Raw genomic sequence first — 22,879 nt, 5'->3', positions numbered from 1 at the left:
AAGTACACTATGGAAAAAATAACAAAAAAACTTATTAAAAATTTCTTTTTTATGATAACTATTGTGGTTACTTTATGTTTTATGGGCAGCAGTATTTTCTTATCAAAGTTTTATATAGCACAACAATATAATGATTTAAAAAACAAATGTGAAAGTGCCTATGATTCTATTAAAAATGGTACATCACTAAACACTATTGATATACCCGGCTTCATTATAAAAAATAAATCAATATTTATGCTAGGCAAAGGTAGGATGGGCATGATGGGTTTTATACACAATATAGATACTCTCAACGAAAAGGGTACATTTAGAAATGGAATGAATGAGGAGTTTTTATATTATAAATTAAATACAGATTTAGGGGAAATAGTAGTATTTCAAAATATAAAAACTGTTTCTGAATATTTAAAAATAACATATATAATATTAACTGCTGTATTTTTATTAGCCTTAATATTATCTATTCCATTTATATCTCTTATAGGCAAAAAATTTACTTACCCTATATTAAAGCTTCAAAAAGCTTCAAATGATATTGCCAACGGAAATTTTTCCACGGATATAAAGGTATCTACTGGAGATGAGATAGAAGATTTATCTTTAAGCCTTCACAACATGGCATTAAATTTAGAGAAAAAATACTCACTACAAAGAGACTTTATTGCTAATGTTTCTCATGATTTTAAGACACCATTAAGTATAATAAGAAATTATAGTGAAGCTATAGAGGATGGTCTAGTTTCTCTTGATGAAGCTAAAAAATATTCCAAAGAAATTATAAACGAAGTAGATAAACTTAACTCATTAGTAATAGATATATTAGAACTATCTAAACTTCAGGAAGGAATTCATAAATTAAATAAAGATTATATAAACTTATATGATCTTCTTTATTCTTGTTTATATAGGTTTCTCACTAAAGCTGAAAAAAGGGGAATTAAAATCAATTTAAATTTTGAGTTGAATAATAAAAATATATATATTTATGGAAATAAGAATGCCCTAGAAAGAGTTCTTTTTAACTTTATTGATAATTCTATAAAATTCAGTCCGGATAATTCAACCATAGATATATCCTCAAAGTATAATAATAGTGATATAATTATATCCGTTAAAGATAATGGACTTGGTATTGAAGAAAATAAATTATCTGAAATATGGAATAGATATTATAAACATTCTGAAAGTGGTGGAATGGGGTTGGGATTGGCAATATGTAGTGAAATTCTAAAGCTTCACGACTTTCAGTATGGAGTTAATAGTAAGATTAACGAAGGATCAATTTTCTATTTCATAATAAATAATAAATATATAAAGAATAATAAAAATTAACTTTACTAGAAATGGGGTTTATTATTATATGAATAATAACATTCAACATGATAATGAAAATTCAATAAGAATAAATAAATTTATTAGTGAAAAAGGTATTTGCTCTAGAAGAGAAGCTGATAAATTAATAGCAGATGGCAAAGTTACAATAAATGATGAAATTGCCCTTACTGGATCAAAGGTTTTTCCTGGTGATGAGGTAAAGCTAAATGGTAAGATTATAAGTAAAAAACCTAAACTAGTATATATAGCTCTAAACAAACCTGTGGGTATAACCTGTACTACTGAAAAAAAGATAAAAGGTAATATTATCGATTTTATTAATTATCCCCAAAGAATATTTCATATAGGAAGATTGGATAAGGATTCAGAAGGACTTATATTTCTTACAAATGATGGCGATATAGTAAATAAAATTTTAAGAGCTGGAAACAACCATGAGAAGGAGTACATAGTTACTGTTGATAAACCTATTACAAATGAATTTATTAAAGAAATGTCTTCTGGGGTTAAAATACTTAACATAATGACAAAGCCTTGCAAAGTATATAAAGAGGGAAAATTTGTGTTCAGAATAATACTAACTCAAGGATTGAATAGACAAATTAGAAGAATGAGCGAAGCCTTAGGATATAAAGTTGTTAAACTTAAACGAATAAGAATTATGAACGTAACACTTTCAAATCTACCTATAGGAAAATGGAGATACCTTACACAAAGTGAGATAGATACAATAAACAAATTAGTAAAAACATCTGTAAAAACTGAAGAAGCTTCTAAATAAATTATAAAAGCAGGATAAAATAATCCTGCTTCTATTAATCTAGTGTTTTTGTTTTTCTACTTTTAAAGCTCTATATATAAAATAACCTAATCCTCCATAAAGCAATATAATTCCAAATATAAGCATTATAATCGAACTAGTTTCCATATAGATTCCCCCTTCTAACTTTTGCAAGCCATATTCTCAATTTCATTATTTATCTTAAGAATATTTTCATCTGGCCAAGGTCTCCTACTTAAGTATACTCCTATAATAAATATACCTATAGCAATTAACCATCCAAATACAATTAGAGCACTCGCCGGATGACCTCCATATGGAGCCTTAAATTCTGTAATAATGTTATCAATGGTCATATAACTTAGTAAAATTGGAGTTACATATTTTATTAAAGCATCCCACCAAAGCCCTACTTTTATATCAGAATATTCATTTACCTCTACTCTCATCCGCTCTGTCTTATATACATAACCTAGCACTATAGCCTCAACTAACCCTATTAGGGCTATTCCATAATTTGATACAAAATGATCAACTATATCAAGTAGATGTATTCCAGAACAAGTTGAAAATAACATACTAGCAAGAAAACCTGATAAGCAAATTTTTCTTATCATCTTTTCTCTTGGAATTTTATACTTATCTAAAGCTGCTGATGCAAAAGATTCAACCATAGATATACTTGAAGATATTCCCGCTATTATTAAACAGAAAAAGAACATAGCTCCTAATATTGATCTAACTACTGCTCCCCCTGGCATTAAATTTATAGCATTAGGAAAGGCTACAAAAGCTATTCCTGGACCAGCTGCCACAACTTTATCCATAGGAAGATTAGATGCATATGCTGCATATCCTAAAATACTAAATACACATAATCCTGATAAAAAATCAAAACTGGCATTTGAAAAAACTGTAATACAAGCATTATTAACTATATCTGATTTTGGAGGTAAGTAGCTTGAATATGCTGTCATAACTCCTACAGCTAACGTTGTTGAAAAAAACACCTGTGCATAAGCTGATATCCATACCCTTCCATTGGCGATTTTGCTAAAATCAGGCTTCAAAAACCAATTTAATCCCTCTGCTGCTCCTGGTAATGTAATACCTCTAACTGTCATTATAACCATCAATATTGCCAGTGTTGGTGTAATTATTTTGCAAGCTTTTTCTATTCCTGCTGAAATACCTTTTTGTGTTATGTAATAATTAAAAAACCAAACTAATGCTACTGCAATAGCTATATTCCACCTTATCCCTTCAAAATTCCAAGGGCCTCTACTAATTTTTAAAAATTCTACTCCAAAAAAAGCATTTGGATCATTTCCCCATGCTCCTGTAAAAGAAAATACGAAATAGTTAATGCCCCAAGCTATGATAACAGAATAAAAAGTAACCACTATAAGTGGAATCATAACAGGCCACCAACCTAGCCACTCCCACCTTTTGCCTAGCTTTGCAAATGCCAAAGTATTCGCACCTCTCATTTTACTACCAAATCCAAATTCAAGAATCATTAAAGGCAGTCCAGCTGTTAATAATGCTACAAAATAAGGTACTAAAAATGCTCCTCCTCCGTTTTGATAAGCCATAAACGGAAATCTCCATAAATTTCCCAAACCTACTGCTGCACCTATAGTTGACATAATAAATCCAAATCTTGATCCCCATTGTTCTCTATTATCTTTTTCCATAAGCCCTCCCCCCTTTATTTGTATAAAGTTTATTAATCTATGTAATAACTATTAATGGCGACTACAAATAGTAAATTTAAAATTTTTTTAAAATTTACCTTTGCAATCGCCATTATATATATATTAATATAGAATTGTCAATAGAAATACTGCCATCTTTACTTGTGAGCAATAACTTCTATTTCAACTAAAGCTCCTTTAGGTAGCTTTCCTATCTGTACACAAGATCTAGCTGGATATGGCTCCTTGAAATATTCTGCATAGACACTATTCACCTTAGCAAAGTCATCCATACTTGTAATGAAAACAGTAGTTTTTAATACATTTTCAAATCCTAAGCCTTGAGATTCTAATATACTTTTAATATTTTTCAATGATTGATGAGTTTGTAATGTAATTGTATCTTCTCCTGTAACTATTTCACCAGTTTGTGGATTTACTGGTATCTGCCCAGATACAAATACTAAATCACCAACCATTATGCCTTGTGAATATGGTCCTATAGCCTTTGGTGCCAAATCTGTACTAATAACTTTTTTCATATATACATACCTCCTTGAAGTTTATATAGTTAGTATTCAACATCATCATATTATTTCCTTTAATCATGTAAATTTTTTATCTAATAAGTTGCATACTAATAATAACATTTTATATATTAAATAAACGTTTTTAAATGTATAATTAAACTATATTATTATATACGAAGGGGAAAAAAATATGGGATTGTTTAATAGTCTAACGAAAAAGGATTTTGTAAAAAGAGTCTTAGTATTTTTAACTTTGATTTTATTTTTTTATTTATTAAGATCTTTTCTAAATTTAATATTACTAACTTTTTTATTAACTTACCTTATATATAGTCTTCAGCAATTTATAGTTACAAAAATAAATAAGGTTGCTTACATAAATGAAAAGCTGGTTACTATAATTTTATATTTATTTTTATTTATAAGTTTTTCTTTATTTGTTTATAAATATGTACCTATAATAATAAATCAAATTTCAGACATTATAAAAGAATTAAGTGAATTTAAGATCAATACTCAACAATATAAAATAGAGCAGTTTATAATGCCTTTATTTAAAGGCATGAATATTGATGATTATTTAAAAAATAGTACTAATTTTTTAATAAAATTTGCTACTAATATAGGTCGATGGGGATTCAATATAGTAATAGCCTTTATTTTAAGTATTTTTTTTATGCTGGAAAGAGCCGAAATAAGCGACTTCTTAGACAAATTTAATAATAGTAGGATAAGAATTTTTTATCAATACACAAAATATTTTGGTGTAAACTTTTTAAATTCTTTTGGTAAAGTAATTCAGGCTCAAATCTTAATTTCAACTACAAACACTATACTATCTATAATAAGTTTAAGCATAATGGGATTTCCTCAACTTCTTGGATTAGGATTGATGATATTTATACTTGGTTTAATACCAGTAGCTGGCACTATAATATCTTTAATACCTCTCTCTATAATAGCCTTCAACATTGGAGGGCTTACAAAAGTATTATATGTAATTATACTGATAACTTTATTGCATGCACTAGAAAGTTATGTATTAAATCCAAAGTTTATGTCAGCTAAAACCCATTTACCTGTATTTGTTGTATTTTCAGTTCTTATAATATCAGAACACTTTATGGGAGTATGGGGGCTACTCATAGGTATACCATTATTTATTTTCCTATTAGATATATTAAATGTAAAAGATAATAGCAAAAGGATAGATGAAGATTAATCTATCCCTTTATTATTATTCTATAAGACAAATACTTTGTGCAGCTATACCTTCGCCTTTCCCTGTAAATCCTAAGCCTTCCTCTGTTGTAGCTTTTATATTTATCATATCTACTGATATTTCTAATGATTTTGATATATTCTCTCTCATAACCTGAATATGTGGTGACATTTTAGGATTTTGTGCTATTATGGTTGCATCAATATTTATAATTTCATATCCACTACTTCTTATCAGTCTATTTACTTTTTCTAAAAGTTTTATACTGCTTATATCTTTATATGTAATATTGTTATCCGGAAAATGCTTTCCTATATCCCCTAAAGCTGCTGCTCCTAATAAGCTATCCATTATAGCATGTAGCAATACATCTGCATCAGAATGCCCTAATAATCCTTTTTCATAAGGTATATCTACTCCTCCTATAATAAGCTTTCTTCTCTCTACTAACTTGTGGACATCATATCCCATTCCAATTCTCATATTTATTCTCCTTTTTAAATTATATTTTATCCATATAAGTATACATCAACATATCATATGATAAAAGCTACAGAAAAAAGGCACATATGCTTAATGTGCCTTCTATTTATATACTGATATTTATACACTGATATATATATTACTGCTTGTTGTATTTAAGATATATTCTTTCTGTAATTGATTACATTTTTAGGTGTGGGAACTCCTGCTTTTAAATGAAAAATCATTTTAATCCTATTTATGATTCTTCTATAAAAACTTTCATTACCTCTCTTACCATTATGCTTTTTTGAAAAATCAACATAGATTACGTTATCTTTCACTTTCGTCACACCCTTTACCAATTTATTTTATACTATAATGATATCACAAAATATACGAATTGTTAAGAAAATTCTCAAAATATAATTTTTATTTATAAAAATATGCACTTAATTCTAATGAACTAAGCGCATTTACCAATTTTACATGGTATAATTTTAATAAAAATATTAATAAATAGTTGCATAAATGGGCTATGAAGCAACATACTTTATAATATTTAAATATTATAATTTTTGATACACTTATTTAGAAAAAAATTCTTTTTTACATATTTTACTTAAATCTGGTTAAACTAAAATAGTATATCAATAGTTGTCCACAACTTATCCACATTTCTGTGGATAATGTTAATAATAATTTTTAGATTTTCAAAAATTTATACATTTTTCAACAAAAATTATTGAGTGAATATTGTTTATTATTTATATTAGCTTGAAAACATTAAAAATCAACATTAATTTCACAAGTTATCCACACCCAAATTGTGGACAATGTGTATAGTTATATTATTATACACACAAACTATTTCTCCATATATAAAGAATAATTTGCTTCAAGCCTTTAAAATAAAGGGTTTATTATATTTTTATTGTGAGGTGTAACAATGTTTAAGAATTTATCGAAAAAATGTTCATTATTCATTATTAGCTTCATATTTCCCTGTATACTTACATCTTGCTCCAAAAACCTAAATATAGCTGCAAAAGATATTCAAAATAATAATACACAAGTTATCAACAAAGAAATTAACATCCCTGAGAAAACTGCTATAGATGCTTCAATAAAACCTCCTATAGCGTCTTCTCTAAATAAAGAAACTCCAAAGAATGTACTTAATAATAGAACTTTTACAGGACCAAATTTAAAATATAATAATAAGGGCATTCCTGTCCTAATGTACCATTCAATAGCTTATGAAAAAGGAAATGAACTAAGAATTCCAAAAGAAAAGTTTAGAGAGCAAATGTGCTTTCTTAAAGAAAAAGGTTATACAACTCTTACGTTAAATGAATTGCATGAATTTTTCGTCAATAATTCACCTGTACCAGAAAAATCTGTAGTGTTAACCTTTGATGATGGTTATGTAGATAACTACACTAATGCATATCCTATTTTAAAAGAATTTGGCTTTAATGCAGTAGTCTTTGTAATTACTAATAATATAGATAACCGTAAAGGTTATTTAACTTCCAATCAAATTATAGAATTAGCTAATAACGGCATAGAAGTTCAAAGTCATACTGTTGATCATGAAAAACTTGCTACTTTAACTTATAATAAACAATTAGAAACTTTAAAAAATTCAAAATTTTTTTTAGAAAATATCTTAGGCAGGAAAATATCTTATATTGCTTACCCCTATGGCAATTGGAATGAAAATACTATAAAAGCAATTAAAGAAACCGATTATAAAATGGCCTTTACTACAAATGGTACTTGGTCAGATAAAAGTGATGGGATATATACCTTAGATAGAGTATATATTAGTGCTAATTTTGACATAAATGAATTTCATAGAAGATTAACAAATAGAAATTATAAATAAATGTCGTCCTTTCAAAATTATTTTTCGACAATATTGAATAAATAAAATTTTAATAGATTATAAAATAAAATTTCAATTTATTCACCCTTGTCCAAACTTATCAACAATATCCATGACATTATCCACATAATTTGTGGATAACATCATGGATATTGATCTTTGATTTCATTGACATACATATACTTATCAACATTACTAACATTTACCCTGTTGATAACTTGTCCATTCAGCTGTGGAATACTTAGACAATATGCATTGTATTTCTTTCATTTTTTTATTTATTTTCTTTTTATCGCAAATAAGGCATTTACATTTATTTCAAATATTTTATTTATAAATTAAATACAATTGCCTAGATTACTGCATCTTTTTGTAGTCTTCTAAGAATTTTTCTATACCATTATCTGTTAAAGGATGTTTTAACATTTGAGTTAATACCTTATATGGTATTGTAGCTATATCTGCTCCTATTTTTGCACATTCTAATACATGCATAGGTGTTCTTATGCTAGCAGCTATAATTTCAGTGGTTATTCCATATATATCAAATATTTCAGCTATATCACTAACTACTGAAAATCCACCATTTCCTATATCATCTAATCTACCTACAAAAGGACTTACAAAAGATGCTCCTGCTTTTGCAGCAAGTAGTGCCTGTTGTGCTGAGAATATTAATGTAACATTTGTTTTTATACCTTGCTTACTTAACTTACTTACAGCCTTAAGTCCTTCTTCACACATAGGTATTTTTATTACTATATTTTTATGTATTTTAGAAAGTTCCATTGCCTCCTTTACCATTTCTTCAGACTTTAAGCTTATAACTTCTGCACTGATAGGTCCATCAACAATTGAACATATTTCTTCGATTACATCTTTTAGATCTCTTCCTTCCTTTGCAATTAATGAAGGATTAGTAGTTACTCCATCTAGTATCCCCCATTCTGCTACTTTTTTAATCTCTTCTACGTTAGCAGTATCAATAAATATTTTCATTTACAATCTCTCCTCTCGGAATTTTTATATAATTATTATATCATATTTAACAAATTTTATATTTTATAAATTTAATTCCCTATTCTTAACTCTTTATGTTGGTAACTAGTTAAGATAAAAGTCATTATAAAAAATTACTTGTTTTTTACATTAATTTAGTCAACTATATAGCTATATGCAAACATATATACATATACTGATCCATATTACTATATATGTAAGTCAAATTGTTATGTTTTATCTTATATTCAATTAATATTAACATGCTTTTCATATTTATTATAAAAATATATTTGATAATTCGACATCAACTACATAAATACCATTAAGTTACTATTTTTTAAATTAACAGTCAATGTTAACTATTTATTTATATAGCAACTAATACAATGTTATATATTATCAAATGTCTCTTTATCCTTTGAACTATAAGCACTTAAGCTATTAGTAAAAAAATGTATTTTCACTTCAAAAATATATTGACATTTGAATAAATTGGTAGTATAGTAACATTAGATGAAATTAAATAAGAAATTTGTAATATTATAAAATAATTCATAATTTATATATTGACTTTTAATGGTTACTATGTTACTATTTACAAGAAAATATGTCGAATTATGTATTTAAATTATCTGTTATTAAGGAGGAACTATATAATGAAATCAACTGGAGTTGTAAGAAGAGTGGATGAACTTGGAAGAATTGTTATTCCAATAGAATTGAGAAGAACTTTGGATATTGCTGAAAAAGATGCTTTAGAAATTTATGTTGACGGTGAACAAATCATATTAAAGAAATATGAACCTGCTTGTATATTCTGCGGAGATGCAAGAGATGTTATTAATTATAAAGGTAAAAATATCTGCAAGAATTGTTTAAATGAATTAAAAGGTGAATAATATAATTTTATTTATAGGATATTAATCCTCTATTCCCACATGTTTCATGTGGGTTTTTATATTCCCTTAATTTTGGATTACTACTTTAAAAAAATAAGAACCAACAAAAAAAATCCAACTCTTTATGAAAAAGTTGGAAAATATATTTATACAATAAAACAAGCATATCTAATTATAAATTTTTATAAAAATGCATAAATTGCTTATGACCAATATAAATGAAGTGAGAAATATAAAATTATCTTATTATAGATATGATAAATATAGACATGAATATATTAATAAAATGAACTTTAAGGATTTTAATAAATCTTATCAACATTTAAAACTAAAATTTATAATTAAATCATTGTGTATTGGAGAGAATAAATATTCTCTCCAAATTATATTAAACTTATCTTACTCTTCTTGCACCACTATAATCACTTCTAGTCAAAGGTGATATTTTAATTACGTCTCCCGTTTTTGGTGCATGCATATAACAGTTATCTCCTACGTATATTCCCACATGATGTGCAGGATATCCAAAGAACACTAAATCTCCTGGTTGTAATTCATCTCTTGATACTGATGAACCTACATTCTGTTGATCTTCCGCTACTCTTGGTAAGCTTACACCAAAATGCTCGTACACATATTTTACATAACCAGAACAATCAAAAGTACTTGGTCCATTTCCACCCCACTCATAAGGTGTACCTAAGAAGTTTGATGCATATGCAACTATAGAATTCGAAGATATAGATGCTGATCCTCTAGAAGGAGTATACTTAGGTGCTGACTTTCTAATGCTATTAATCTGTGCCATAGCAGAATTTATGTATGATTGTGACTCATTAATTTTTGAAGCATACATTTTCTCTTGACGTTCTAGCTCCGCTACTAAATTATACTGCTCTTTTCTTTTATTATTCATCTCTGCTAATTTTTTTTCATTATCTGCCTTAAGAGCCAATAACTTATTATTTTGATTATTTAAAATTTCTTTTTTCTTTTCTATATCTTGTTTTTTACCGTTAAGATCTGCAATTATTTTGTTATCAAATTCTATAACCTTTTTAACGGCTTCTACCTTAGATATTAAATCACTTAATCCCTTAGCCTCAAGTATTATATCCAAATAACTTCCTGCACCACTTACATACATGGCTCTAACTCTTTTGTTAAATAAATCTTGTTCAGTTTTTATATTATTTTCAGCTTTTTCAATATCCTTTTCTACAACCTTTATATCATTTTGAGTTTTCTTAATATTCTTTTTTGTGTCATTTATATTTTTCATAAGCCCTTCGATTTGATTGTCCATTTTTTCCACAGTTACTTCTAAATCTTCTCTTTTCTTTTGAGCATCCTTTAATGATTTAGTGTTTTCTTGAATTTTCTGTTGTTGAATTTTTATCTTTTCAGATAGTGGTTCTGCTAATACTGAAACATTAAATGTTGCTACTATCGTTAATGCGGTAATAATAGACACTAATCTTTTATTCACACCAACACCCCCCGAAAAATTAAATCTTATGTGAATTTTGTATTTTTTCTTTGGAATATGTATTTTTATTACCATTTTATTATACCATCTATTTATTAAAAATCTCAATGTAAAAATGTGTATTTATTATATTATCAAATTAAATATTTAATATATTACTATATTTATATTAAATATTTAAGGAATACTTATATACTTCTGACTTAGATAGCTTTCTATCCTTAGCTGTTTTTTTTATGGCATCCTTTTTACTAAATCCTTCATTCATATATTTTAATATATGTTGCTCTATAGTAAGACCTTCCCATTTTGAAATTTCTTCTTGTTCTATAGCTTCTTCACTTTTTCCTTCTACAATAAGTACATATTCTCCTCTTGGATTGTTTACTTTATAATGCTTTATAGCTTCGTCAATTGTAAACCTCATGATTTCCTCATGAAGTTTCGTTAATTCTCTACATATAGCTATTCTACGTTGCCCTAAATTTTCCTTTAAAAATTCTAAAGTATTTATCAATCTATGAGGCGCTTCATAAAAAATTAAAGTTTCCTTTCTATCTTTTACTTCCTCCATAACTACTTTTCTATCTTTATTATCCCTTGGAATAAAACCTCTAAATAAAAATTTAGTAGTATCCATACCTGAATATACAAGTGCAGTAATAGCAGCTGTAGCCCCTGGAAGCACTTCAAAGTCTATATCTTCTTCTATACATTTTGATATAATAACACTACCCGGATCAGATATACCAGGAGTACCAGCATCACTTACTAATGCTATACTTTTTCCTTCTTTAAGTATTTCTATTAAATTATCACTTTTCCCCTGTTCATTATGCTGATGATAACTTATTAATGTTTTCTTTATATTATAATGATTTGTAAGTTTTAATGTCTGTCTTGTATCTTCAGCTGCTATTATATCTACAGAATTTAAAATTTCTAATGCTCTTAAAGTTATGTCTTTTAAATTTCCTATAGGTGTTGGCACAACAAAAAGTTTTCCTCTAGTCATGACTATCCTCCATTTTACCGTAAATCATATTTATTTCTTCTGTATACTCTCCATTTTCAGAGTATACATATAAAGTATTATCCCATTTCAAGAACTTGCCTGCATTCTTTTGCCCTTCAATTAATATTAAGTTAGGAGCCTTCTTTACATTTGGTTGAACTATTCTTATTAATTTAGGTTCTATTTTATATTTTCTCATTATACATAATATATCTGCTATTCTTTCAGGTCTGTGTACCATATATAACTTTCCCTTGTCTTTTAAAAGAATATTTGAAGCTTTTATTACGTCCTCTAAAGTACAACAAATCTCATGTCTAGCTATGGCATCCTTATTATTTTCATTTATTATACCTGAGTTTTGCAACTTATAGGGAGGATTCACAGTTACTACATCAACTTTTCCTATTGTCTTTAATAGCTTTTCATCCTTTAAATCTCCATGTACAAATTGCATTTTATCTTCAAGTTCATTATATAAAACACTTCTATTAGCCATTTCTACCATATCCTCTTGTATTTCTACTCCAGTTATATGACTAATTTCATTTTTACCTGTTATTATAAATGGTATTATACCAGTACCGCTACATAAATCTACAACAAGATCTTTCTTCTTAAATTTCGCAAAATTGGCTAATAGAACAGCATCCATTCCAAATCTAAACCCATGTACCTTTTGTATTACAAAGATTTCTTTTAGCTGTAAATCATCTAAAGTTTCATCTTCTTTAACTAATTTGGCTTTTAACATATATAATATTCCCTTTCTAATTCAACTTTAATTAATATTATTGGCTAATTACCTTAGGATGTCAAATATATTACAATCTATATAATAAAAAAGAAACAAATAATTCTTAACTATTATTTGTTTCATAATTCTTTATAATGTATTAATTTATAAAAAAGACCACCTTAACAGTGGTCTTTCTTACTATTATTATTCCTGAACAGCTGCTCCTACTGGGCAAACATTAGCACAGTTTCCGCAATCGATACAAGCTCCTGCATCTACAACGAACTGAGTGTCTCCCTGGCTTATAGCGTTAACTGGACATTCTGAAGCACATGCTCCACAGCTTATACAAGTATCTGCTATTTTGTATGCCATAATATGTACACCTCCTTAAAGTTTTGGACAAGTATATCCGATTTATATTCTACCACGTTTATAAAAATTTTTAAAGTCATTTTTACAAAATAGTATATCCTAAATCTTCTATACATTCTGTCAAATCATCTAAGCTTATAGAATAGTTATCATAGACTACATTAACTTCTCCTTTTTCTGGGCTTATGTGGCAAGCTATTACCCCTTCATTTTTTGAAATAGCTTTTCTAATATTACTTACATCAACCATAGTTTTCATATTACACACTTTCAAAACCGACTTCATAGCTTCCTCCTAGTTTTCTTTGAATAGTTCCTTAATTATAGCTTCATCTTCTTCATCTATTTCTATCTTTATGTCATCTTCGTTCACTATTCCCTCATAGGATCCAGAGACTAAGCTTAATTCTTCTATTGGAACTTCCTTTATAATCTCCTCTCCATTTAAAACTTTTATTTTAGCTTTTACACATTCTTTTACTGCACTATTAGAAATTACTTCTCCATCTCCATACTCCGTTCTAATTATAGATCCAACTTTAGGAAGCCTTTTTCTGATTTCTTCATAGGTTTCCTGCTCAAAATTTAAGCAACACATAAGTCTACCACAAATTCCTGATATTTTTGTTGGATTTAAGGATAAGTTTTGTTCCTTAGCCATCTTTATTGATACTGGAGCAAAATCACCTAAATAAGTTGAACAACACATTGCTCTTCCACAAGGACCAAGTCCACCTATCATCTTTGCCTCATCTCTTACTCCAATTTGCCTTAATTCTATTCTGGTTCTAAATATAGCTGCCAAGTCCTTAACTAATTCTCTAAAATCCACTCTTCCATCAGCAGTGAAATAAAAAATAACTTTATTATTATCAAATGTATACTCTACATCTATAAGCTTCATTTGTAAATTATGTTGCTGAATTTTCTCTAAACAAATAGCAAAAGCCTCTTCTTGTTTATTTTTATTTTCTAAATGCTTCTGTATATCTTCTTCTGTAGCTCTCCTTATAACACTTTTTAACGGTGATACTATCTCATCTTCACCTATTTCTTTTATTCCAATAACACATTCTCCAAATTCCACACCTCTAGCAGTTTCAACTATAACGCTATCACCTTTATTTATATTTAAATCTCCTGGGGCAAAATAATATATCTTTCCGGCTTTTTTAAAACGTACACCTACTACTTTTACCATATTATATTTATACCTCCTGCATTTTAAGCAACATTGAGTCAAAAACTAGTGCTGCATTCACATTACTTTCTAATTTAAGTCTTGTATCTTTTATTATGTCTATAATATCATTTAATTGAGTAAATGAAAATATTTCTGAAATCCCCTTTATACCATCCATTTTATCTATATTAACTATAATATTATTATTTCCCGTTTCCTTATATATTAAAGCATCTCTTATGTATGAAAGAAACCAAGTTAAGGTTTCTTCCCAATTAGATCTATATTTTAATAACATCTCTTCATAATTAAATATATCTACATCTTCATCTGTAATATTTACCAATATATCTAACGTTAGATTTCGTATATCCTTTAATTCAGAATCTTCCATAAACCTTTCTGCTCGTCCTGGGATACAATCACTAATCACACATATAGAATTCAGTTCTTTTTTATCCAAATAAGAATACTTTTTTAACAAAAACTCCTCCATATCTTCTTTATATAAATGGTGAAGCTTATATATTTGGCATCTAGATTTTATTGTATCTAGTAAATTTTCTACCTTTTCACATAATAATAATATAAAGATTCCTTTAGGAGGCTCTTCTACAGTTTTTAAAAATGCATTTTGCGCTTCTACTGTCATAGAATCCGCATTATGGATAATTATTACCTTTTTATCTCCTTCGTAGGGCTTAGTGTTTATTTCTCTAATAATTGATTTTAATTCCTCAACTCCTATAGACTTCTTATTCTTCAATAACCTAAACTCTATTATATCAGCATATTCCCTACCAGATTTCTTATTTAAAAGTTTAAAAGCCGCTTCTTTTGCTATTAGACTTTTTCCTATACCATCTTCTCCTGAAATTATATGTGCATGGGCAAACCTTTCATGCTTAATAGAATTAATAATTTCATTTTTAATATCACTATGCCCTATTATATCCTGAAAGCTCAATGCTATTCCTCCATTATATTTTTACAAATTTATCTACATCTAATACAAATACAGTAGCTCCCCCTACCTCAACTTCAACAGGATATGGAACATATATTCCAGTTGATCCTGCTATAGGTGATGGTGCTGTTACAACCTGTTTTCTTGTCTTACAGATTTCCTCAATAGTACCTATTACTTTATCTACTTTTTCTTCTTCAACACCTATCATAAGTGTTGTATTGCCTGACTTTAAAAATCCACCCGTAGTAGCAAGCTTAGTTACTCTAAAACCTGCATCTGTTAATAAATCTATTAAATCACTAGCGTCATCATCTTGAACAACTGCAATAATAAGCTTCATAAAATTCCCTCCCTATTAACTGATTATGAATCAATCTATAACTATATTCTACCATATTTTATAAAAATTCTAACATATTTATTGTAGTTTTTTAATTATAGCTTCATATACTTCTTCATGTATATCATCAATAGTTTTTATATTACCCTTAGAGATACAATTTATTTGCTCCCAATTATACTTCTCAGCAATATCACAAGCATTTTTATAAGAATGCACTAGATATTCTTCATTTTTTTCATGTATATCCTTTTCATCTTCACCAGTAAACTTATTTTTTCTATTAAATATAAGTTCTTTACTATATTCAGGTGGCATATTTAAAAATATTACTATATCTGGTACAGGTAATTCCATCAAATTAAATTCTAAATCCCATAGCCAATTTAAAAATTTATTTTTTTCCTCTACGTTATCTATTTTAGCCGCTTGATGAACCATATTTGATGTAGTGTATCTATCAGCTAATATAATACCTCCCCTATCATAAAAGCTTTTCCAATGTTTTTTAAAAGAAGCATATCTATCTACAGCATAAAAAGTAGATGCTGTATATGCATTTACATCTTCTGGCTTGTCTCCAAACTCCCCATTTAGATACATCTTTATTAAAGCTGAAGAATCACTTTCATAATCAGGATACTCAACCTTTAGTACATCATATCCTTCAAGAATAAGTCTTTCATAAAGTTTTTTAGTTTGTGTTGCCTTTCCGCTACCATCACAAGCTTCTAATACTATTAACTTTCCTTTTTTTATCTCCTTCATTTTATACCAACCTTCATTCTATTATTCTAATATTGTTATTTTATTTTCATCTATTCCTAATATATTAATATGATTTTCTATATAATATTCTAACATATTTATGATATCTTTATCTATCATTTCGCCCATCATAATTATTGGTATACCTGGAGGATAAGGTATAACATTCTCGCCACATATGCAACCTACGGCTTCACTTATCCTAACTCTTCTTTTCCTCTTTTCCATAGCTTCATAAGGTAATATTTGTTCTTTAGGTATATGATAATTATTTACTAATTCTATACTATTAGCCTTAAATTTAAATATATCACATTCCTTTAAAGTGTTATAAAGATATTGAAATTCTTCTTCAGTATTAAATAGAGAAAATATTAATACTAAATTAAAGGTATCACTCATTTCGCATTGTATGCTTTTTTCCCTTAAGTAATCCAATAACAAATTTCCATTATACCCCTTATCTAAGTTTAAAATATATCTTGTTGGATCTAAATCATAATCATAATTTTTTCTAACGTATTCTCTACTTATTATGTTAATATGATCTATTTTTTCTATTCGTTTTCTATATTTATCTGCTAAATAGATTAAATTATCATAATCCTTCTCTCCATAACTTTCTAGATAATACCTTGCATAATCCATTGTACACATAAATAAATATGAAGGGCTAGTACTAGAAAAAACACTAAAATAAAAATTCACCTTATCTATATCCTCTTTATTATTTACATGTAAAAATGCAGTTTGAGTGACACTAGCTAGTGTTTTATGCGCACTTACTACTACCATATCAGCCTTTGCCTTTACTGCACTCTTAGGTAAGTTATCATTAGCCCCAAAGTGTGCACCATGAGCAGAGTCAATTAAAACCTTCATATTATTTTTCTGTGCCTCTTTAATTACCTTTTCTATGTCAAAGCAAACACCATAATAATTAGGATAAGTTAATATAATTCCCTTAGCATCTTTATTTTCTTGTATAACTTTAAAAAAATGCTCCATATCAATAGAAAATGGAGCATTATATTCAGTATCTATTATGTTTTTTATATATACTGGTTTTAACTTTCTCATTATAATTCCATTAAATACAGACTTATGGCAATTTCTATCTACAATTATCTTTTCGCCTTCATTAAATGAAGAAAAAATCATAATTAAATTCCCACTGGTACTTCCATTAACTAAAAAATATGATTTTTCACTACCATAGAATTTTGAAAGAAGTTCACTTGACTCCTTAATTATGCCTTCAGCCTTATGAAGATTATCTACACCGTCAACTTCGGTGATATCACAATTTATGAAATTGTCCATTAACTCTTTTCCTTTTAAAGTAGTGAAAAATCCTCTTCCATTTTTGTGACCTGGCATAGAGAATGAAATATTGTCTTCCCTCACATATTTTAAAACCCCTTCTACAAGTGGTAATTTTGACACTTACTATCCTCTCCTCTTATCATAGGGTATATTATAGATTTTTTTATGCAATTCTTATAATACATATAAAAATCTGTATCCATTCTAACATTTATTATTTTTTTCTCACAACTTCTGCATATCCCTTTTCCATTAATAATTATACCACCATTTAGAGGCTTTCCACATATAATACAGCATTGTTTTCTCATAAAAATCCTCCTTGAAATTGCTAGTATCTAAATTTTTGCCTCTTATACTATATTTTATTCAGGATAGTGTCCATATTTATTTTGTCCACATAAATATATTAAATAAATTTTGGTTATACTAATAACATCTTTTAATTATGGAGTTGATATTATGAAACAAAACATAGTTAGTTTTTTACATAGTATAGACAAAGAGATATTTAACCTCTCTAAATATATATATGATAATCCTGAGGTTAGTTTTCATGAATATAAAAGTTGTAGTTACCTAATAAATATATTAAAAAAATATAACTTTAATGTAAAAGAAAACTTTATAAATATCCCCACTGCATTTTATGCTCAATATGGTGATGGCCATCCAAAAATATGTTTTATCTGTGAGTATGATGCTATAGAAAATGAAGGCCATATAACTGGTCACAACTTAATTTCTTCTATTTCTATTGGGGCAGCCCTTTCTCTATCTAGTGTTATAGATAAATTGCATGGTTCTATTATAGTTATAGGCTGTCCTGGAGAATTTATAGGTAGTTCAAAAGTAACTATGGCAAAACAAGGCGTATTTAATGACATCGATGTAGTTTTAATGGCTCATCCTGATATTGCAACTGCTGAGAGTGGTACCTCTATGGCTTTACTTCCACTAAAAATAATGTATAGAGGTGAATTAGGATTAAAATCTAGAACAGTAGGCTCTTATTCTTCACTAGATGCCTGTCTCCTAACTTTTAATGTTATAAATGCACTATCAAAAGGAATTCAGCACGAAATGACTATTGATGGTATTATAACAAAAGGGGGAACTTCTCCTTCTTTATTACCTTCAGAATGCGAGAGTAAATTTTATTTAAGAGGCCCAAAAATGTGGCATGTAACTGAACTTGAAAAAAAACTTAGGGATTTAGTGAAAACTATAGGTGACTTAATGGATATACATTCTGAATCTAGCATATATGAACTTCCTTACGAAGAACTAATAACCAATACTACTTTATCAAGAATATTTTCTCATAACCTTAAAGAAAGTGGAATTATAGAAATAGGCCCTGCTAAAAACACTTTATCTGCTCTTAGTTTAGGTACAGTGAGCCATCTAGTTCCATGTATACACCCTTATATCTCTGTTATAGATGATGATCGTATAAAATACTCTTCAAAAGAATTTGGAATGGCAACACTCTCACCATTTGCTCATGATAAAGTTATAAAAACCGCTCAAGCTCTATCTTTAACAGCCTTAGATATAATAGAAAAGGAATCTCTTTTACAAGAAATAAAAAGTGAGTTTCATTTACAGTTAAAAAGCATTTAAATAAAAAAAGATTAGCTTAGTTTTTAACTAGCTAATCTTTTTTCTCTATTTATTTTTATTCTTTCAATCAATCTAGTACTTGGTTCAAAGTAAAATCTCTTTAATTTATCTCCATCTTTATAAATGCAATAATAAGGATTTAAATTAAGTATTGAACATACATACTTTTTAGAACTCTTAATACTTTCATTTAATTTAGGCATATCATTTCTGCCTATATATTGGATATTTCTTAACTTTATATTCTCAACTACCTTATCCTCTGATCCTTTTATCCTATGAATAATAAATTGATCTGCAATTATAGAATAGGTATATTTTACCCTACAACGGAATATTTCAAAAACTAAGGTTCCTACAACTAAAGTTACACAGAACACTATTGCTATCCTTCCAATATCTTGTCCATTGATAGTCGTATCTTTGATAACTTCCGCCAAAAACAAAGCCACAACTAGTATAGTAAATAATTTTACTATCGAAGGCAACTTCCTTCTTGATATTGTCTCTTTATACATATTACCCATATAAACCCCTCCAAAAACCACCCTATTTATTATAACATAGAGATTATACTAGGCTTTTTAATATTAATCCACATCGATTATAGCTTGTAATAGTTCTTTAATCCTTACTACACACAAGTTTTTATTATTCTTCATCAACATGTTTATATTACCTCTGTATCTCTTCATTTTTCATATCTTTTCATAATAAAACTGAAATTTATTATTCATTTAATATAAGCTTATTGAATTTTTTGTTTCAGTTTAATTCTATGTTATAGACATTATAAATATATAAGATATAATATAAGTATTACTATTGGTCTAGGAGGTTTATTATGATTACAATATATAAAACATTAGAAGAAAATAATTCCACAATATTACAACAAATAGATAATATAGAACCTGGTTGCTGGATTAATATAGTAGCTCCATCTGACCAAGAACTATTATTTATATCCAAGAAAGTTAATGTTCCTTTAGAATTTTTAAGAGCCCCTCTAGATGATGAAGAAACTTCTCGTATAGATATTGATGAAAATAATAATGCATTAGTTCTATTAGATATTCCTTTTACAGAAATGGAGGATAACTCATTAACCTACGATACTTATCCTCTTGGCATTATACATACTGAAAGCGTGCTAATTACCATATGTTTAAAAAATAGTAAAGTTGTTTTAGATTTCATTGATGGAAAGGTCAGATCTTTCTTTACTTTTAAACGTTCTAGATTTATTCTTCAGATACTTTATAGAGTAGCTAGTTATTATTTGATATATTTAAGACAAATAGATAAAAAAAGCTTAATGATTGAAAAAAGACTTCATAAATCTATGAGAAATAAAGAATTAATTCAACTTTTATCCTTGGAAAAATCACTTGTTTATTTTTCAACGTCACTTAAATCAAATGAAATAACTCTTGAAAAAATGCTTAAACTTGATATTATGCAAAAATATCCGGAAGATCAAGATATCTTAGAAGATGTAATAATAGAGAATAAACAGGCAATAGAAATGGCTAATATCTACAGTAACATATTAAGTGGTACAATGGATGCATTTGCTTCTGTAATTTCTAATAATTTAAATATAGTTATGAAACTTTTAGCATCTGTTACTATAGTAATGTCTATACCTAATATGATTTCAGGAATGTTTGGTATGAATGTAAATGCAATTCCTTTTGCAAACTCCCCTTATGGATTTTGGATAATATTTGGTATTGTAATTACCATTGCTACAGTTGTAGTTATTTTCTTAAATAAAAAAGATATGTTTTAATTATTAAATAAAAAAGATATGTTTTAATTATTAAATAAAAACTAAAAGGATTCAACAATGGTGTTGAATCCTTTTTTAACTGGAGGCGCCACCCGGATTTGAACCGGGGATAGAGGTGTTGCAGACCTTTGCCTTACCACTTGGCTATAGCGCCATATTCTATTATATCCCTGACACTTTAATATGATATCATTTAAAAATTATTTTGTCAACAACTTTTAAATGATATCATCATTAATTTACTCTAATTTATCTACTACTTTTCCCAAAACTTCTCCTATTTTGTTATTAATAACTAGAGAAGCTCTATTGTCATACGGTGTTGAGGACTTGTTTATAAGAATCAATTTATTTCCCTTATAATAATGAACTAGGTTTGCTGCTGGATATACTGCTAAAGATGTACCTCCTATTATTAATACATCAGCATTTTCAACATAATAAATCGCCTTATTTATTGCTTCCATATCTAATTCCTCTTCATATAAAACTACATCCGGTTTTACTATTCCTCCACAATGATCACATTTAGGAATAACATCTTTACTATTTAGTACATAATCTAAATTAAAGAATGCATTGCAATTGGTACAATAATTTCTATGTATATTTCCATGGAGCTCAATCACTTCTTTAGATCCAGCTTCTTGATGAAGTCCATCTATATTTTGGGTTATAACTGACTTTAATTTTCCTATATTCTCTAACTTTGCAAGAGCATAATGTGCTGCATTAGGCTTTGCATTTTTATATATCATTTTTGATTTATAAAATTTAAAAAAGTCTTCAGTATAATCACAAAAAAAACTATGACTTAGCATAACTTCTGGTGGATAAGCGAAATTATTTTTTGAGTTATATAATCCTGCTGCTGATCTGAAATCTGGTATGTTGCTCTCAGTAGAAACTCCTGCTCCTCCGAAAAACACTACATTAGAACTATCTTTTATAATTTCTTCAAGTTTTTTTATGCTATCCATATTATCGACTCCCTAATTAATTATTATTATAATTATTATATACCTTTTAACCTAATTTTATCTAGTTTTTATATATCTAATTAAATATATAAAAAAACACACCAAGCTAATTACTTGGTGTGTTTTTTTGACCCGGCGACGACTTACTCTCCCACAAGGCCTCCCTTGCAGTACCATCAGCGCTTCAAAGCTTAACCTTCGTGTTCGGTATGGGAACGGGTGTTACCTTTGAGCCATAATCACCAGATGCTGATTTACAGAAATCTTCGATTTCGTTTTAAATCAGTTTGAAAGAAATATTCTTTCAAAATTGCACAAAGTAATTTTAAGATCAAGCCCTCGACCTATTAGTACTAGTCAGCTGAATGTATTGCTACACTTACACCTCTAGCCTATCAACCTTGTGTTCTTCAAGGGGTCTTACTAGCTTACGCTATGGGAAATCTAATCT

The 22,879-nt window shown here is 28.0% G+C and carries 26 protein-coding genes, 1 tRNA gene and 2 rRNA genes; 7 read left to right on the top strand and 22 right to left on the bottom strand.

The genetic code is table 11. The annotated features are described in order from the left end of the window. Positions 1–9 precede the first annotated feature (9 nt). Together T514_RS0103915 and rluF are read left to right on the top strand one after the other, a co-directional pair. Entirely contained in the window at positions 10–1,335 is a 1,326-nt protein-coding gene (locus T514_RS0103915) for a HAMP domain-containing sensor histidine kinase (protein ID WP_027623589.1), read from the top strand. 28 nt (positions 1,336–1,363) lie between these two features. Further along, a complete protein-coding gene (rluF, locus tag T514_RS0103910; RefSeq protein WP_034868143.1) occupies positions 1,364–2,119 on the top strand; it encodes a 23S rRNA pseudouridine(2604) synthase RluF in 756 nt (251 codons plus the stop codon). A 39-nt stretch (positions 2,120–2,158) separates the two neighbouring features. Here rluF and T514_RS26470 read toward each other — a convergent pair whose 3' ends face one another. The 3 genes from T514_RS26470 to T514_RS0103895 form a co-directional block, all read right to left on the bottom strand. Then, the gene (locus T514_RS26470) at positions 2,159–2,266 is read right to left on the bottom strand and encodes a MetS family NSS transporter small subunit (RefSeq protein WP_156939793.1); all 108 of its coding nucleotides are present in this window, start codon (positions 2,264–2,266) and stop codon (positions 2,159–2,161) included. A 14-nt stretch (positions 2,267–2,280) separates the two neighbouring features. Continuing rightward, on the bottom strand, positions 2,281–3,816 hold the full coding sequence (locus T514_RS0103900) for a sodium-dependent transporter (RefSeq protein ID WP_027623587.1): 1,536 nt from the start codon (positions 3,814–3,816) through the stop codon (positions 2,281–2,283). Positions 3,817–3,974: 158 nt separating this feature from the next. Continuing rightward, positions 3,975–4,358 carry a RidA family protein gene (locus T514_RS0103895; RefSeq protein ID WP_027623586.1) on the bottom strand — a complete coding sequence of 128 codons (384 nt, stop codon included), beginning with the start codon at positions 4,356–4,358 and terminating at the stop codon, positions 3,975–3,977. A gap of 178 nt (positions 4,359–4,536) precedes the next feature. On the opposite strand from T514_RS0103895, the gene T514_RS0103890 reads away from it, so the two are divergent. After that, positions 4,537–5,568 (top strand): AI-2E family transporter, encoded by a 1,032-nt coding sequence (locus tag T514_RS0103890; protein ID WP_027623585.1) that lies wholly within the window; start codon positions 4,537–4,539, stop codon positions 5,566–5,568. Between the two features lie 15 nt (positions 5,569–5,583). Here T514_RS0103890 and ispF read toward each other — a convergent pair whose 3' ends face one another. Together ispF and T514_RS26465 are read right to left on the bottom strand one after the other, a co-directional pair. After that, positions 5,584–6,051 (bottom strand): 2-C-methyl-D-erythritol 2,4-cyclodiphosphate synthase, encoded by a 468-nt coding sequence (gene ispF, locus T514_RS0103885; protein WP_027623584.1) that lies wholly within the window; start codon positions 6,049–6,051, stop codon positions 5,584–5,586. Between the two features lie 155 nt (positions 6,052–6,206). Further along, positions 6,207–6,374 (bottom strand): hypothetical protein, encoded by a 168-nt coding sequence (locus tag T514_RS26465; RefSeq protein WP_156939792.1) that lies wholly within the window; start codon positions 6,372–6,374, stop codon positions 6,207–6,209. 605 nt (positions 6,375–6,979) lie between these two features. Here T514_RS26465 and T514_RS0103875 point away from each other — a divergent pair. Continuing rightward, a complete protein-coding gene (locus tag T514_RS0103875) occupies positions 6,980–7,921 on the top strand; it encodes a polysaccharide deacetylase family protein (protein ID WP_051541768.1) in 942 nt (313 codons plus the stop codon). A 357-nt stretch (positions 7,922–8,278) separates the two neighbouring features. On the opposite strand, the gene fsa is transcribed toward T514_RS0103875, so the two are convergent. Next, positions 8,279–8,920, bottom strand: coding sequence for a fructose-6-phosphate aldolase (gene fsa, locus T514_RS0103870; RefSeq protein ID WP_027623582.1), 642 nt, complete (start codon positions 8,918–8,920; stop codon positions 8,279–8,281). Positions 8,921–9,579: 659 nt separating this feature from the next. Here fsa and T514_RS0103865 point away from each other — a divergent pair. Further along, positions 9,580–9,822 carry an AbrB/MazE/SpoVT family DNA-binding domain-containing protein gene (locus tag T514_RS0103865; protein WP_027623581.1) on the top strand — a complete coding sequence of 81 codons (243 nt, stop codon included), beginning with the start codon at positions 9,580–9,582 and terminating at the stop codon, positions 9,820–9,822. A gap of 394 nt (positions 9,823–10,216) precedes the next feature. Here the strand turns inward: T514_RS0103865 and T514_RS0103860 are convergent, their stop codons facing one another. The 11 genes from T514_RS0103860 to T514_RS0103810 form a co-directional block, all read right to left on the bottom strand. Next, entirely contained in the window at positions 10,217–11,311 is a 1,095-nt protein-coding gene (locus tag T514_RS0103860; protein WP_027623580.1) for a C40 family peptidase, read from the bottom strand. Between the two features lie 169 nt (positions 11,312–11,480). Then, entirely contained in the window at positions 11,481–12,326 is an 846-nt protein-coding gene (gene rsmI / locus T514_RS0103855; RefSeq protein WP_027623579.1) for a 16S rRNA (cytidine(1402)-2'-O)-methyltransferase, read from the bottom strand. Then, positions 12,319–13,080: a tRNA1(Val) (adenine(37)-N6)-methyltransferase gene (locus T514_RS0103850; protein ID WP_034868140.1), complete on the bottom strand. Its 762-nt coding sequence runs from the start codon at positions 13,078–13,080 to the stop codon at positions 12,319–12,321. The genes rsmI and T514_RS0103850 overlap by 8 nt, the downstream gene beginning before the upstream one ends. Before the next feature lie 189 nt (positions 13,081–13,269). Continuing rightward, the gene (locus T514_RS0103845; protein ID WP_027623577.1) at positions 13,270–13,440 is read right to left on the bottom strand and encodes a DUF362 domain-containing protein; all 171 of its coding nucleotides are present in this window, start codon (positions 13,438–13,440) and stop codon (positions 13,270–13,272) included. Between the two features lie 82 nt (positions 13,441–13,522). Then, positions 13,523–13,726, bottom strand: coding sequence for a heavy-metal-associated domain-containing protein (locus T514_RS0103840; RefSeq protein ID WP_027623576.1), 204 nt, complete (start codon positions 13,724–13,726; stop codon positions 13,523–13,525). A 9-nt stretch (positions 13,727–13,735) separates the two neighbouring features. After that, on the bottom strand, positions 13,736–14,641 hold the full coding sequence (locus tag T514_RS0103835; RefSeq protein ID WP_027623575.1) for a PSP1 domain-containing protein: 906 nt from the start codon (positions 14,639–14,641) through the stop codon (positions 13,736–13,738). 7 nt (positions 14,642–14,648) lie between these two features. Then, positions 14,649–15,590, bottom strand: a complete 942-nt coding sequence (locus tag T514_RS0103830) for a DNA polymerase III subunit delta' (protein ID WP_027623574.1) — start codon at positions 15,588–15,590, stop codon at positions 14,649–14,651. Between the two features lie 13 nt (positions 15,591–15,603). Then, positions 15,604–15,933, bottom strand: coding sequence for a cyclic-di-AMP receptor (locus tag T514_RS0103825; RefSeq protein WP_027623573.1), 330 nt, complete (start codon positions 15,931–15,933; stop codon positions 15,604–15,606). A 78-nt stretch (positions 15,934–16,011) separates the two neighbouring features. Then, positions 16,012–16,692 carry a dTMP kinase gene (locus T514_RS0103820; RefSeq protein WP_027623572.1) on the bottom strand — a complete coding sequence of 227 codons (681 nt, stop codon included), beginning with the start codon at positions 16,690–16,692 and terminating at the stop codon, positions 16,012–16,014. Between the two features lie 30 nt (positions 16,693–16,722). Then, on the bottom strand, positions 16,723–18,147 hold the full coding sequence (locus T514_RS0103815) for an aminotransferase class I/II-fold pyridoxal phosphate-dependent enzyme (protein WP_027623571.1): 1,425 nt from the start codon (positions 18,145–18,147) through the stop codon (positions 16,723–16,725). Beyond that, positions 18,126–18,338, bottom strand: a complete 213-nt coding sequence (locus tag T514_RS0103810; RefSeq protein WP_027623570.1) for a sigma factor G inhibitor Gin — start codon at positions 18,336–18,338, stop codon at positions 18,126–18,128. Before T514_RS0103810 ends, T514_RS0103815 begins: the two co-directional genes overlap by 22 nt. Before the next feature lie 151 nt (positions 18,339–18,489). Between T514_RS0103810 and T514_RS0103805 the strand changes: the two genes are divergently transcribed. Further along, positions 18,490–19,653, top strand: coding sequence for a zinc-binding metallopeptidase family protein (locus tag T514_RS0103805; protein ID WP_027623569.1), 1,164 nt, complete (start codon positions 18,490–18,492; stop codon positions 19,651–19,653). Positions 19,654–19,676: 23 nt separating this feature from the next. Here T514_RS0103805 and T514_RS0103800 read toward each other — a convergent pair whose 3' ends face one another. Continuing rightward, the gene (locus T514_RS0103800; protein WP_027623568.1) at positions 19,677–20,180 is read right to left on the bottom strand and encodes a hypothetical protein; all 504 of its coding nucleotides are present in this window, start codon (positions 20,178–20,180) and stop codon (positions 19,677–19,679) included. A gap of 317 nt (positions 20,181–20,497) precedes the next feature. Here T514_RS0103800 and T514_RS0103795 point away from each other — a divergent pair, with 317 nt between their 5' ends. After that, positions 20,498–21,448 (top strand): magnesium transporter CorA family protein, encoded by a 951-nt coding sequence (locus tag T514_RS0103795; RefSeq protein ID WP_027623567.1) that lies wholly within the window; start codon positions 20,498–20,500, stop codon positions 21,446–21,448. Between the two features lie 80 nt (positions 21,449–21,528). Here the strand turns inward: T514_RS0103795 and T514_RS0103790 are convergent. The 4 genes from T514_RS0103790 to T514_RS0103775 form a co-directional block, all read right to left on the bottom strand. Continuing rightward, positions 21,529–21,602: transfer RNA gene (locus T514_RS0103790), tRNA-Cys, on the bottom strand. An 85-nt stretch (positions 21,603–21,687) separates the two neighbouring features. Beyond that, positions 21,688–22,428, bottom strand: a complete 741-nt coding sequence (locus T514_RS0103785; RefSeq protein ID WP_027623566.1) for an NAD-dependent protein deacylase — start codon at positions 22,426–22,428, stop codon at positions 21,688–21,690. 130 nt (positions 22,429–22,558) lie between these two features. Then, positions 22,559–22,675 (bottom strand): 5S ribosomal RNA (rrf, locus tag T514_RS0103780). 80 nt (positions 22,676–22,755) lie between these two features. Next, positions 22,756–22,879 (bottom strand): 23S ribosomal RNA (locus T514_RS0103775); the annotation flags it as partial.

Source organism: Clostridium lundense DSM 17049, assembly GCF_000619945.1.
Lineage (GTDB): Bacteria > Bacillota > Clostridia > Clostridiales > Clostridiaceae > Clostridium_AO > Clostridium_AO lundense.
This window is presented reverse-complemented; position numbering and strand designations above follow the sequence as displayed.